At 40.0% G+C, this 12,810-nt stretch carries 12 protein-coding genes; 3 read left to right on the forward strand and 9 right to left on the reverse strand.

The window, feature by feature from the left end; all coding sequences use genetic code 11:
- The first annotated feature begins 136 nt into the window (after nt 1-136).
- Nucleotides 137-2,476, forward strand: a complete 2,340-nt coding sequence (locus U2718_RS23845) for a GumC family protein (RefSeq protein ID WP_341993397.1) — start codon at nt 137-139, stop codon at nt 2,474-2,476.
- Nucleotide 2,477: 1 nt separating this feature from the next.
- Here U2718_RS23845 and U2718_RS23850 read toward each other — a convergent pair whose 3' ends face one another.
- On the reverse strand, nt 2,478-3,206 hold the full coding sequence (locus tag U2718_RS23850; RefSeq protein WP_341993398.1) for an ABC transporter ATP-binding protein: 729 nt from the start codon (nt 3,204-3,206) through the stop codon (nt 2,478-2,480).
- Between the two features lie 84 nt (nt 3,207-3,290).
- Nucleotides 3,291-3,518, reverse strand: coding sequence for an indolepyruvate ferredoxin oxidoreductase subunit alpha (locus U2718_RS23855; RefSeq protein WP_016874972.1), 228 nt, complete (start codon nt 3,516-3,518; stop codon nt 3,291-3,293).
- 490 nt (nt 3,519-4,008) lie between these two features.
- On the opposite strand from U2718_RS23855, the gene uvrA reads away from it, so the two are divergent.
- A complete protein-coding gene (gene uvrA / locus U2718_RS23860) occupies nt 4,009-6,912 on the forward strand; it encodes an excinuclease ABC subunit UvrA (RefSeq protein WP_341993399.1) in 2,904 nt (967 codons plus the stop codon).
- Between the two features lie 229 nt (nt 6,913-7,141).
- Here uvrA and U2718_RS23865 read toward each other — a convergent pair whose 3' ends face one another.
- Together U2718_RS23865 and U2718_RS23870 are read right to left on the reverse strand one after the other, a co-directional pair.
- On the reverse strand, nt 7,142-7,285 hold the full coding sequence (locus tag U2718_RS23865) for a hypothetical protein (protein ID WP_341993400.1): 144 nt from the start codon (nt 7,283-7,285) through the stop codon (nt 7,142-7,144).
- Between the two features lie 551 nt (nt 7,286-7,836).
- Entirely contained in the window at nt 7,837-8,379 is a 543-nt protein-coding gene (locus U2718_RS23870; RefSeq protein WP_341993401.1) for a GNAT family N-acetyltransferase, read from the reverse strand.
- Nucleotides 8,380-9,127: 748 nt separating this feature from the next.
- Between U2718_RS23870 and U2718_RS23875 the strand changes: the two genes are divergently transcribed.
- Complete coding sequence (locus U2718_RS23875) at nt 9,128-9,343, forward strand: hypothetical protein (RefSeq protein WP_341993402.1); 216 nt, start codon at nt 9,128-9,130, stop codon at nt 9,341-9,343.
- 83 nt (nt 9,344-9,426) lie between these two features.
- On the opposite strand, the gene U2718_RS23880 is transcribed toward U2718_RS23875, so the two are convergent.
- From U2718_RS23880 to petA, 5 genes are all read right to left on the reverse strand, one after another.
- Nucleotides 9,427-10,446: an aldo/keto reductase gene (locus U2718_RS23880; RefSeq protein WP_341993403.1), complete on the reverse strand. Its 1,020-nt coding sequence runs from the start codon at nt 10,444-10,446 to the stop codon at nt 9,427-9,429.
- A 10-nt stretch (nt 10,447-10,456) separates the two neighbouring features.
- A complete protein-coding gene (petJ, locus tag U2718_RS23885) occupies nt 10,457-10,792 on the reverse strand; it encodes a cytochrome c6 PetJ (RefSeq protein ID WP_341993404.1) in 336 nt (111 codons plus the stop codon).
- 85 nt (nt 10,793-10,877) lie between these two features.
- Nucleotides 10,878-11,345, reverse strand: a complete 468-nt coding sequence (locus U2718_RS23890) for a type II toxin-antitoxin system YhaV family toxin (RefSeq protein WP_341993405.1) — start codon at nt 11,343-11,345, stop codon at nt 10,878-10,880.
- Nucleotides 11,342-11,665: a hypothetical protein gene (locus U2718_RS23895; RefSeq protein ID WP_341993406.1), complete on the reverse strand. Its 324-nt coding sequence runs from the start codon at nt 11,663-11,665 to the stop codon at nt 11,342-11,344. Before U2718_RS23895 ends, U2718_RS23890 begins: the two co-directional genes overlap by 4 nt.
- A gap of 120 nt (nt 11,666-11,785) precedes the next feature.
- Nucleotides 11,786-12,787, reverse strand: coding sequence for a cytochrome f (gene petA / locus U2718_RS23900; RefSeq protein WP_341993407.1), 1,002 nt, complete (start codon nt 12,785-12,787; stop codon nt 11,786-11,788).
- Between the last annotated feature and the right edge of the window lie 23 nt (nt 12,788-12,810).

Below are 12,810 nucleotides of genomic sequence, written 5' to 3' on the forward strand. Positions count from 1 at the left end.
TAGATATGGTGATTTGATGTAGTAACGATTAAGTATGGCGTTTTGCCTATTTTTCAATAAAAACAATATTAATATAACCAAATTAATTGAATTTTTCTAGTAAAGAAATAGTGTTTCGATTTAGAGGATTGTAATAGTGATTAACACTGAACTTGAACAAGGAAAGCTGATGATTACCTCTCAAAAAGATGTTGTTAATTTTAGAAATATTTCTAAAGCCTCTACAATCTCTTCAATTTTGTGGCAACGCCGCTTTTTGATTTTGAGTGTTTCCTGCGTAGTCATGTCGGCTGCGAGTTTCATGGCTTTCAGTGCAAAACCTGTTTATCGAAGCTCTATGCAGTTATTAGTAAATTCCAGCTTTGATGAAAGAGAACTGCTAACTAATACTCAAGAAAGTGTACTGAAAAATTTAATTGAACCTAAATTAGAAGCTTTTGACTACACTCCTCAAATGAGGTTAATAGTCAGTTCCAAAATTATCCAAAAAGCGATAAATTCACTTCGTGCTGAATATCCAAATCTTACTGTAGAAGAGATAAAAGGTAAAAATCCTTATCGAAAACCTTTAGTTGTAAAGGAAGTAGAGCAAGACACAGGAACTGATCCTACTTACGATCATGTATTTGAGCTTTCCTTTGAAAGTAGCGATCCAGTGAAAGCCCAAAAAGTATTACAAGCTCTGCAAAAAGCATTTAGAGACTATAATACTGAGCAACAAAAATACAGAGTTAGTAAGGTACTGACTTTAGTTAATGATCGTCTACCGACGATGAAACGGCAATTGCAAGTATCTGAGGAAAAGTTAGAAAAGTTTCGCAAAACATACAATGTATTCGATCCTGAGATCCAAGGTAAGTTTCTGCTAGAATCGCTGGCAGATATTAAAAAACAGCTACAATCTACTCGCGCTCAACTGCAAGATTTACAAGCTCGCCATAAAAACATTGAGAACGAGCTAGCGTCTTCTTCTCAAAACGCAGGATTTTCTTATCCCCTGAATCAATCCCTACGTTCTCAAGAGCTAATTGATGACATTCAAAAAACTGAACTAGCTTTAACACAGGAGCGCCAACGCTATACAGATGACTTTCCTGCTGTACAGAAACTGATTGAACAGCGCCAGAGTCAAGTTGAATTATTGAGAAACGAGATTCAGCAATCACTCCCAATATTAAATAAAAACATACAAGCTTCCCTACTGCGAGCTATTGACAGAACAAATGCCAAAGTAGGGCAGTCAGTTAACTGGGAAGCACTCAAGCGATCGCTTGCAGAAAATGTACCTGTGCCAGAAAGTGCAAGACAACCATTATTGACAAAAGAGCAATTAAAAGAAGTTGAACTGAGGTTAGCGCAACAATTAATTGAAGTAGAAACAACTACCAAGGGGCTGCGTGCCAATGAAAAGAGTTTAGTTGAGTCAGAACAAAAAATCTCCTCGGAGTTGAGTAAATATCCAAAACTAATATCAGAGTATAATCGCTTGCTGCCAGAGGTAGAAACTAAGCGCAAGCAAGTTGAGCAAATTACCCAGGCGCAACAATCTTTGGGGCTGAAAATGTCTCAAACAAACTTTGACTTGCAAGTTTTAGAAGAACCCCAACGGGGAATCGATGTGGGTAGCAACAGATTGTTATTTCTTGTGGGAGGAGCGATCGCTGCACCGATTTTAGGTTTTGCCGCTGCCTTGATGGGAGGATTATCTAATAAAGTTATTTATTCTTCCCAAGAATTAAAAAAACTAACCAATTTACGAATACTAGCTACAGTTCCAAAATTAAAACCATTCTCTTACTACAGGCAGGGATGGCACTTGCCTTGGAAGTGGGGGCGAACCAAAGCTGAATTCAAAGCAGCAGAGATTTTTGACGAAAAGCCTTTCCAGCAAACTCTGGATATGGCATATCAAAATATCCAAATCATCAAGTCTCCTCTTTCCTTCAAGTCTCTAATGGTGACTTCGGCAGTACCTGGAGAAGGCAAAACAACCTTAGCTTTGGAATTGGCGGTGAGTGCTGCTCGGATGCATCGACGGGTACTGTTAGTTGATGCTAACTTACACCAACCAAGTCTGCACAAAACCCTAGAACTTTCTAATGATTGGGGACTATCCCTGTTATTAGTCGATGAAGCAAATACCTCCTTTGAGGATTATATCCAGCCCATTCACCCCTCTATAGATGTTTTGACTGCTGGATCTACCACCGAAAATACGGTAAAGTTACTTAGTTCTCGACGAATGAAAGAATTGGTAGAGTTGTTTGAGCAAACCTACGATCTTGTGTTGATAGATGCTCCTGCTATTCTGACTATGGTCGATGCCAGAATTTTAGCAACCTTCTGTAATAGCATCGTGATGGTGGCACGTATTGGTAAAGTAACTCAAACTCAGTTGATTCAAGCTACAGACATTTTGAGTAACTTGAATTTGATTGGTATCATTGCTAATTCATCTGGCAGTTCTCATGCTTAAGTTAACGCGCCTTTCCAGCTCCTAAATATAATTCGCCCACTTTGGGATCGTTCAACAATTCTAAACCAGGGCCTTGGATTGCATCTCGTCCCGACTCTAGTACATAACCCCGGTGTGCCATTTCTAAAGCTTTACGAGCATTTTGCTCTACCAAGACGATCGCCGTACCTTCCCGGTTAATTTCTTTAATTTGCTCAAATACTTGAGTGACTAAAATCGGAGACAAAGCAGCCGAAGGTTCATCCAAAAGCAATAAGCTGGGTTCTAACATCAAAGCTTTACCCATTGCCAGCATCTGCCGTTCTCCTCCAGAAAGAGTACCAGCACGTTGACGACGGCGATCGGCAAGCCTGGGGAACATGGTAAATATTTTATCTTTCAGTGGTTTTAAATTGACATTACGGACAAAAGCACCCATTTCTAAGTTTTCTTCAACACTCAGTGAAGAGAAAACATTAGAAATTTGTGGTACATAGCACATCCCCTTTTGAACAATATAATTTGATTTTAACCCGGTGATATCCTCTCCTTTAAAGGTAATCGTGCCTTTATGGGGTGTTAACAGTCCAAAAATTGTTTTTGCTAGGGTTGATTTACCAGCGCCATTGGGGCCAATTACTGTCACCAATTCTCCGGGTTGAACGCAAAAATTTATACCTTGCAAAATATCTACATCTTTGATGTATCCAGCATGAACATTGTGAACTTCTAGTAAATAGTCATTAGTCATTGGTTAGTGGTTAGTAGGTAGTGGTTAGTAGGGGGGGCTGCGCTTTAGGCGGGTTCCCCTCCCCTTTTCTTTATCTCCAATACACTATGATGGCGTTTTTTGCAAATCAGGTCTTTCTTCTGGGACGATCGCTCCTTCTACTGGGCAAACTTGGAGACATATGCCACAGTCAATACAGGTGGCAAAGTCAATCCAGAACCAATCGGTTCCCTTGACATTTTTACCTGGCCCTGGGTGAATACAAGCAACGGGACAAGCGTCTACACAATCTGCAACGCCTTCACAAACCTCTGTAACAATAGTGTGTGGCATAGATTTCCCCTCTTTTTTAGATCGCAATTGCTGTACTTAGCCAGCTATTTCTAGCCTAACAATAATGGTTTGGTCATTAGTCAATAGTCAAGCCAGACTCTCAATAATTAAGGCAGAGGGCAGGGGGCAGTAGACGCGGTAGACGCGTTCGCCGTAAGGCGTTGCGTTAGCTAGCGGCTTCCGTTCAGCGAAGCTGTTCCCGTTCCCCGAAAGGGGTTCCCGCAGGGTAGGGTAGGTACGGCTACTTGCACCAAGTCGCTGCGCGCAAGAGCGTAGGTAGGCAGAAGGAAAGAAAACAAAAGACTTTACTTTCTGTCTTTGGGCGCTCAGATTTTACACCTCGCCTAATAGAAAATGAGTGAAACAAACGGCGATCGCTCTATAAATAGGAGTGAAATTAACACCTATAACAGTACTGTTGTTCTACCATCACAACGGTAGTATTATTAAGGACTGTTACGTGCTGCCTTATATTGATTAGCCTGCCGATATGTCAGAAACTCAATTAGCTGCATCTATAAATGGGCATCTTCCCTATCCCCATCAAAATCACCAAAACACTATCCGCATTCGGGGTGCTAGGCAGCATAACCTGAAAAATATTGACTTGGACTTACCGCGCGATCGCTTGATCGTCTTTACAGGTGTTTCTGGTTCGGGCAAATCTTCTTTAGCTTTTGACACTATCTTTGCCGAGGGACAGCGCCGCTATGTCGAATCCCTCAGTGCTTATGCACGCCAATTTTTAGGTCAGATGGACAAGCCCGATGTAGAGTCAATTGAAGGATTAAGTCCGGCGATTTCCATCGACCAAAAGTCTACTTCCCATAACCCCCGTTCTACAGTGGGGACGGTAACAGAGATTTACGACTATTTGCGCTTACTGTTTGGGCGGGCGGGTGAACCTCATTGTCCAATATGCGATCGCTGTATTGCCCCACAAACTATTGATGAAATGGTTGATCGAATTATGGAATTAGGCGATCGTACCCGCTTTCAAATTCTTGCGCCTGTCGTGCGGGGTAAAAAAGGCACTCATAAAAAGTTGTTATCGAGTTTGGCATCTGGTGGCTTTGTCCGCGTGCGTATTGATGGTGAGGTGCGGGAATTATCAGACTCAATTGAGTTAGACAAAAATACTACTCATACTATTGAAGTAGTAATTGACCGTTTAGTGAAAAAAGACGGTATTCAAGAGCGTTTAGTCGATTCACTTACTACTTGTTTGAAATTATCAGAAGGGATAGCAGTAATTTTATTTACACCTACTTCGGATAGCAGCCAATCATCCACCAACGAACAAGAATTAATATTTTCAGAGAATTTTGCTTGCCCAGAACACGGCGCGGTAATGGAAGAGTTATCGCCGCGATTGTTCTCGTTTAATTCTCCCTATGGTGCTTGTCCTAATTGTCATGGTATTGGTAGTTTAAGAAGATTTTCTATGGAATTGGTAGTACCCGATCCAGAAGCACCAGTATATGCAGCGATCGCACCTTGGTCAGAAAAAGATAATTCTTATTACTTAGAATTGCTTTATAGTTTGGCACAAGCTTATGGATTTGAATTGCAGACATCCTGGAATAAGCTGACACAGGAGCAGCGACAGATAATTTTGCATGGAGAAGAAATCACCTCAGAAACGCAAAAAAAACAGGTTTTTCGAGGAGTAATTCCAATTTTGCAAAGGCAATATGAGGGTGGTTCAGAGCTAGTTAAGCAAAAATTAGAACAGTATTTGATTGATCAACCATGTCCGGTGTGTAATGGCAAACGACTGAAACCAGAAGCCTTGGCAGTACGATTGGGACAGTATCGAATTTTAGATTTGACAGGGGTATCGATCGCCCAGTGTCGGGAGAGGATTGATAATTTAAAGTTAAGCGATCGTGCCTATCGCATTGCCGATTTGGTATTGAGGGAGATTAGAGCTAGGTTGCAGTTTCTCTTAGATGTGGGATTGAATTATTTGACATTAGATCGTCCGGCAATGACGCTTTCAGGTGGTGAGGCGCAGCGCATTCGCTTGGCAACTCAGATTGGCTCTGGCTTGACTGGAGTTTTGTATGTTTTAGATGAACCAAGTATTGGCTTGCATCAACGAGATAATGGGCGCTTGCTGCGAACTTTAACCAAATTGCGCGATTTGGGCAATACCTTAATTGTGGTGGAGCATGATGAAGAAACAATTCGTGCTGCCGATTATATAGTTGATATTGGCCCTGGTGCAGGCATTCGTGGTGGAAATATTATTGCCCAAGGTGATTTGAAGGCGTTGCTTGAAGCTGAAGCATCATTGACAGGTGCATATTTATCGGGGCGGCAGGTAATTCAAACACCTGCTCAAAGAAGAGAAGGAAATGGACTAAGTTTAGTTATTAAAAATGCCCATCGCAATAATTTAAGAAATATCGATGTAGAAATACCACTGGGCAAACTCGTCACTGTCACTGGTGTTTCTGGTTCTGGTAAATCTACTCTAATTAACGAATTACTTTATCCAGCACTGCAACATCACCTTTTCCGCAGAGTACCCTTTCCTAAAGAAATGGATGGAATTAGGGGATTAAATACTATTGATAAAGCAATTGTCATTGATCAATCTCCCATTGGTAGAACACCCCGTTCTAACCCCGCAACTTACACAGGCGTTTTTGATGTGATTCGCGATGTGTTTTCTGCAACCATTGAAGCGAAAGCTAGGGGTTATAAACCGGGACAGTTTTCTTTCAATGTCAAAGGTGGGCGTTGTGAAGCTTGTAGCGGGCAAGGTGTAAACGTCATTGAAATGAATTTTCTGCCTGATGTTTATGTGCAGTGCGAAGTTTGCAAAGGTGCGAGATATAACCGCGAAACTTTGCAGGTGAAGTATAAAGATAAATCTATTGCTGACGTTCTCAATATGACTGTTGAAGAAGCTTTGGAATTTTTCCAAAACATTCCCAAAGCTGTCACTCGTTTGCAAACTTTAGTAGATGTCGGATTGGGTTACATTCACTTAGGACAACCCGCAACTACTTTATCTGGTGGAGAAGCGCAGCGAGTGAAATTAGCAACAGAATTATCACGCCGCGCCACAGGAAAAACACTTTATTTAATTGATGAACCAACAACAGGTTTATCTTTTTATGATGTCCACAAATTATTAGATGTGTTGCAAAGATTGGTAGATAAAGGTAATTCAATTTTGGTAATTGAACATAATTTAGATGTGATTCGTTGTGCCGACTGGGTGATAGATTTGGGGCCAGAAGGTGGCGATAAAGGTGGAGAAGTAATTGCCATCGGTACGCCAGAAGAAGTGGCAGCAAATTCTCAGTCTTATACTGGGCAGTATTTGAAGCAAGTGTTGCAGCATTATCCGCCAGTAGTGTCGGCAAATGGAAGTAAGTAGAAGGCAGTCCCAATGAAACAAGTTTCACCGCCAGGTATGAAAATAGGCATTGGGCATTGGGCATTGGTATAAAAAATTTTTCCCCTACACCCCACACCCTTACACCCTTACACCCTCTTTCAAGTCAGAGGGCAGACGGCAGAAGGTAAAAAGCTGTTTCCATCTACTTTCTAAAAGTTGCTATTTTACATTTAATCAACTCCCCTAGTTGATACTGGCAACAAGACTATTAATCTGCTGGTGCATTTGGCGATCGCAGATTGAAAAAGTCACAAAAATCAAAGGTATCTATTCGATGACTTAAACAGGTTTCTACAGCTATGTGGATATCGCCTTTTTCGTGCTGAACACGCTCCGCTCCAAGTATCTCCATACAGAATAGTCTAGCCAGCGATAACTATATGCGGGGCGGTTCTTGGAGCAACAATCCTGCTAACTGCCGTTGTGGGTTTCGCGACTACAACAAACGCGCCAACTCCTGCACCGGCGACGGTTTTCGTGTAGTCTGTGGAGTTCCGAGGATTATTCAGTAGCCCTTTATACTTTCATCACTGAATACTTTTGCATAAAAACTACGGTAGATGTGATGTTTGAAAAAGGATGAATCATCCTCAACAACCCAGTGAATTTATACAGTATCAAGAATTATGTAACTGGGTGAAGGGTAACTACGAAATGTGAAGCACGAATTAATGTGTTAGTAGTTCATTACAATATCTTCGCCAATTTAAGAAGGGTTGACACTGATTACGAATGGGTAAAAGTGACAAATGCAAAATATTTTAACTGCTTGTTCATCTCTCATAACCTCACCCTAACTACGACGGGAAACCGATCGCCTAATGTGAAATAAACAAGCTCGCCTCAACATAAAAAAATTTCCCAAATCTTCAGCTTGTTTTTGAGAAGTTAGCTAGATGCTGATTACTTAGCGTTTTTATTCTTGCTTGCATCCAGTGCTTTTTTGATTGTTGCAAGAGGAATAAATAGCGATAGAGGTGCATCTTGGAACTCTAGAAAGCCAAATTTTCTTTTGTAATATTCTTTTATTTGTTCATTTTTTGCGTCAACTCTAACAGCATATACCCCAGTTTTCTGAGAAATATCAATTGCACATTCAAAAGCGTGTCTTAAAAGCCTCTTTCCAATACCTTTTCCTTGCATTGATTGTTCTACTGCTATCCTACCAATTAACAAAGCAGGAGTTTCTTTTGGAAAACTTCCCCTTAATTCGTCAGGTATAGTTTGTGTTGAAATCACACTGGCACTGGAAGTATAGTAGCCCAATATCACTTGACTGTTTTTTGGAACAGCTAAAAATACCTTTGCTACTCCATTTCTATCATTGATTAGTGCGTACTTTTTCAGGTATTCATTTAATTCTTGATTACCACAATCAAATGAAATTTTCTTGAGGCTACTACGACTAAAACCTGCAGAATCTATGGAGCAAATATCCAAATCCACAAGAGAGTATACTCCAGCACACATATTTCTGTACTGAAGTATAAGCTTACTCGAAGAGTGAAAGCAAGCCGTCAGAAGGTTCAGGAGGGTTTTGCATTACTGAAATAAAATACTTACTGTCACGCTCTGACAACGGCAACACTAATTTGTGATTGTCAGAGAATTGATTTGTCTTTCTTCTCGAAGTAACTGCCTTAAAATCTCGTAACTCAAACACAAAAGCACGAACACGAACAAAATTTCTTACTGACGGAGCACGTTTAACACTTACAATCCGATGCAACCTATTATGAACAGATTTCACTTGATGCTTATAACCTTGCGTTGTCTTTCTTATAAGCCTTGGCATAGGATTACCTGGATTTTTTACTTACTGTTTAAGTTTAAAAATTATAATAATATCCACATCATAGCACGAGCTAAAGTGTATCCTGGTCTGGTCTCCATTAAACTATAAACATCCCATTAGTCAATAGGTTCAACACGATCGCCCAGGATCCGATCGCCGTGACTGGGAGGCTGAGAAATCACCATTGCTGTTGTTACCCCATACATAATACTCGGCAGTTTCTTTGCTACTCATAGTAAAGAAAAATTAACTTGGGAAGATTACCAAGGATAACAAAAATTGGTGTAGTAGACTACATAGTGAACTCTTTCTATATCTGAAAATGAGATAATTAGCCGAATAATAGCTCATTTCACCCAACTAGGTTGGTAAAAACTCTATAGCCATTGGGGAAAAAAAATGCATAATAGCTCTGATATTAAAGAATTGTACGAAGAACAGGCACAACTTGCAGCAGCACAACTATATTTTGGACTGCCCTTAACCACTTGTGAAGCAGAAGTAAGAGATGGAATTAACTCATGCTTTCAACCTTTTCCTAAAGGAAGAAAAACAGATGAGCTAGAAAATTCAGTTTACCAATTCAACAAAATTTTAGATAGTTTAGGTGCCTAAACACTAAGTTTCTGATGATGGAGACTTAAGCTAATCAACCCAGAGATGCGATCGCTCCTCCTGGGAGGGTGAGCAATCATCTGTCATCGACGATATTCATCACCACAGTCGCCGATTAACTGATACAAATCCCGTGATTGGCTAGATACACTATCTATCAACTGCAAATCTTCAGTATCTAGAGTCAAATCAAATACTTTGGCGTTATCTTCTAGATGTTCAGATATGCCAAGTCTGGCACCAATAATTACACCACCTACAGCAGGTTTATCTAAAATGTAACCCACTGCAACATTGGATATACTGACTCCATATTTATCTGCTATTTGTTTGAGGGTAGAAAGCAACTGTTGAAATAATCCCCAACCACCCCAAGCATCAATCATATTCTTATATTTTCTCAGACTCACGGTAGCCAAATCAAAGCCTCGTGGTTCGGGTTTGCCCAAGTACTTTTCTGACAAAAAACCGCCGCATAGGGTACCGTAAGTAAAAAGCTTGATATTGTGTTGCTGACAAAACTGAATCATGTTAACTTCTGGACGGCGATCAACCAGAGAAAATTGCACTTGGTTAGAAACTATATTAATACCTGCTTTAATAATAATTTCCAAATGTTCGGTATCGAAATTTGTCAAAGCTAAATGCTTGATTTTACCCTCTGATTGGAGTTCTGCCATATATTTGAGGGCATCTAAGTAGTTGTTATCTCGATATTCCCACCAGTGAAATTGCATTAAATCTAAGGATTCAACATCCATTCTTCTCAGAGAGATATTGATATTTTCCTCGACAATTTTTCTAGTCATTTTACCGGGACGAGGCACCCATTTTGTGAAGGCTTGAATGTTAGATAAAGCTTCTTCGCCACGGGTGGCAAAAAGTTGACGGCGAAATTCACCAATCAAATCTTCGGCGGAACCATAATGATCTGCTAAATCCCAAGTAGTAAAACCTGCATCAACATATTTGAACATAGACTGAATTGCGGCTTTAGGATCTATGCGCCCATGTCCGCCAGAAACCTGCCACATTCCGTTTAATATCCGGCAAATGTTTAAATCAGGAGTGAATTGTAGGTAACTTGTTGTCGGTAAAACCATTTTTAATTGTTTAGTGCCAGCCTTTTTGGGCTTGTTCTAAAACGTAAGTAGAAACATCTTGAATTTCTTGTGCAGTCAGACGGTCTTTGTAAGCTGACATATTATTTTTACCATGAGTAACGATGGATGCGATCGCTTCAATTGAATCCATACCATTTTTCTTAAGTGCTTTTGCTTTTAATGTCTTACCCCTTCTGATGATGTTACCGCCATTGATATGACAACCAACACAATGAATACTAAAAATTTGTGCGCCATTCGCTGTATCTGCGGCACTAGCACTTGGGGCAACAATACTTGTTAACAGCAAGAATATGATTAATATGAATATTAATAGTTTTTGCATTTAAATTCTCCTGATAAAAATTTTAATTTTGACAGAATAAAATCAGATTTATAAATAATTTTATAGCAATTAACATTCACTCTAGTTAATCTTGTTTTTCTTCATCATAATCTTCTACTTCACATTCAGCAATCAGTTCATCTAAACTTTCAGGGAAATCACCATTAGTAACTCTTTTATAAAAAACTTGATAACAATCGCTTTTATCTCCTTCTTTTCTAGGAAATCCTAACCAAAGAATAATAATAACTTTTTTTTGTATGAATGCTCTAAACAAAAGCCGATAACGCTCAGGTAGTTTCATTTTTTTAAGACGACCATACTTTTGTAAAGGCTTTTGTAAAACAAAGTGAGAAGCAAAAGGATCTTGAGGAATTTTTTCTTTTATTCCTATATCCAATGCCTTTAATAACTTAACATCTGGATGTTTAATAAATTCTTCTTTAGCTAGCTTTGTTTTTAAAATATAAACACGATTAGATAATTCTACCCATTGCTTATTGAACAATGGATAGAAAAAGATTGTCCATTCATTGCAAGTAAATGAACTCATGAATCCAAATCTACATCAGCTAGTAAATTATCCATTTCATCGCTCATTTCCTGTGTATAAGGAACTAGCTTAGAAGGATTTTGAATTGCATCCTTCATTAAAAAGTCAAGGAATAAACTCATCATTAGCGATTCAGCTTCATCTGCGTCCTCAGTCTCTTCCGTATTTAACCGAACTAAGAACGTATTGTCAGATAATACTTCAATGTAACCAGACTGATTAACTAAATGAGGGTAGTCTTTAGAAAATGCCCTCGGTAAGCGAAAGCCGTCTTGAGTACCTATCTTGGCATGAGCTATTGGATAAATTTTGCCAGCCATATAAATTATTCCTGACAGTTTGGCATGCTATTATAATATAAGTTATAACACTAAGTCCAATAATAAAAAAAGACAGGCAATATACCTGTCGCAAAATTAGTTAATAATTCTGACGAAAATTTAGAAATTCATCTCGGCTTCTTGGACTTTCTCGACTTGCTTCTTCTTCAGAATCAGCATCACTTGAGCTAACATCACTAAACAGACGAATGCGATCATCCATACAACTCTGTTAGGATCTTGTAGCACAATTTCCGTATCATCTTGACCAAACCCACCAACATTGGGGTTGTTAGTCAATGCGTCGCCAGCCTTAACTGCTTGTCCTTCAGAAACAATCAACTCTGGGCCAGCTGGAATTGTATCAACAACTGTTTCCCCGGAGTCACTTTGGATACTGACTTGATATTTGGCGTTACCGTATTCGTCTTCTTCTTTGGCAATCTTAGTAATTGTGCCAGCAGCAGAAGCGGTAAAAACACCGTTGTTGCTCTTCTCACCAGTAGGATAAACTTGTCCGCGTCCCCGGTTCGCACCTAAGTGAACAGCATATTTGCCGAAGTGAATGTTCTTGTCGGTGGCGGGGCTGGGAGAAAGAACTGGGAAGACTATTTCTTGATACTGCTCACCAGGAATAGGCCCTACAAGCAGGACGTTGTCTTGTCCTTCTTTGTAGGGTTGGAAATAAACATCACCAACCTCTTCCTTGAGTTCCTCAGGAATGCGATCCTCAGGAGCAATCTTGAAGCCTTCTGGCAGCATTAACACAGCACCAACATTCAAGCCAACTTTGGAGCCATCAGCACCTACTTGCTGCACTTTGGTATCGTAGGGAATTTTTACCACGGCTTTAAATACCGTGTCAGGCAAAACTGATTGAGGAACTTCTACCTCAGCAGGCTTTGCTGCTAGGTGACAGTTAGCACACACAATCCTTCCAGTCGGTTCGCGGGGTGTTTCTGGATAGGTTTGCTGCGCCCAAAACGGATAAGCTGCCGCAGACTGGGGAAGGGCTACATCGCTAGTGAAGAAAAATGTCATCGTAGCGATCGCTACGAGCAATGTTTTTACAATTGCTCTAGCAGTGCGATTTAATCTCGCTGTTGTAGAAGAATTTCTCATCTCTTAAGGACTAAAAATCTAGG

Source organism: Chlorogloeopsis sp. ULAP02, assembly GCF_038404745.2.
Taxonomy (GTDB): Bacteria; Cyanobacteriota; Cyanobacteriia; order Cyanobacteriales; family Nostocaceae; genus Chlorogloeopsis.

What these genes read in the sequence shown, in the direction of transcription:
- U2718_RS23850 (WP_341993398.1), bottom strand. Translation starts at nt 3,206, where the DNA reads ATGACTAATGACTATTTACTAGAAGTTCACAATGTTCATGCTGGATAC.
- U2718_RS23855 (WP_016874972.1), bottom strand. Translation starts at nt 3,518, where the DNA reads ATGCCACACACTATTGTTACAGAGGTTTGTGAAGGCGTTGCAGATTGT.
- U2718_RS23875 (WP_341993402.1), top strand. Translation starts at nt 9,128, where the DNA reads ATGCATAATAGCTCTGATATTAAAGAATTGTACGAAGAACAGGCACAA.
- petA (WP_341993407.1), bottom strand. Translation starts at nt 12,787, where the DNA reads ATGAGAAATTCTTCTACAACAGCGAGATTAAATCGCACTGCTAGAGCA.
- petJ (WP_341993404.1), bottom strand. Translation starts at nt 10,792, where the DNA reads ATGCAAAAACTATTAATATTCATATTAATCATATTCTTGCTGTTAACA.
- U2718_RS23895 (WP_341993406.1), bottom strand. Translation starts at nt 11,665, where the DNA reads ATGGCTGGCAAAATTTATCCAATAGCTCATGCCAAGATAGGTACTCAA.
- U2718_RS23880 (WP_341993403.1), bottom strand. Translation starts at nt 10,446, where the DNA reads ATGGTTTTACCGACAACAAGTTACCTACAATTCACTCCTGATTTAAAC.
- uvrA (WP_341993399.1), top strand. Translation starts at nt 4,009, where the DNA reads ATGTCAGAAACTCAATTAGCTGCATCTATAAATGGGCATCTTCCCTAT.
- U2718_RS23865 (WP_341993400.1), bottom strand. Translation starts at nt 7,285, where the DNA reads ATGGAGATACTTGGAGCGGAGCGTGTTCAGCACGAAAAAGGCGATATC.
- U2718_RS23890 (WP_341993405.1), bottom strand. Translation starts at nt 11,345, where the DNA reads ATGAGTTCATTTACTTGCAATGAATGGACAATCTTTTTCTATCCATTG.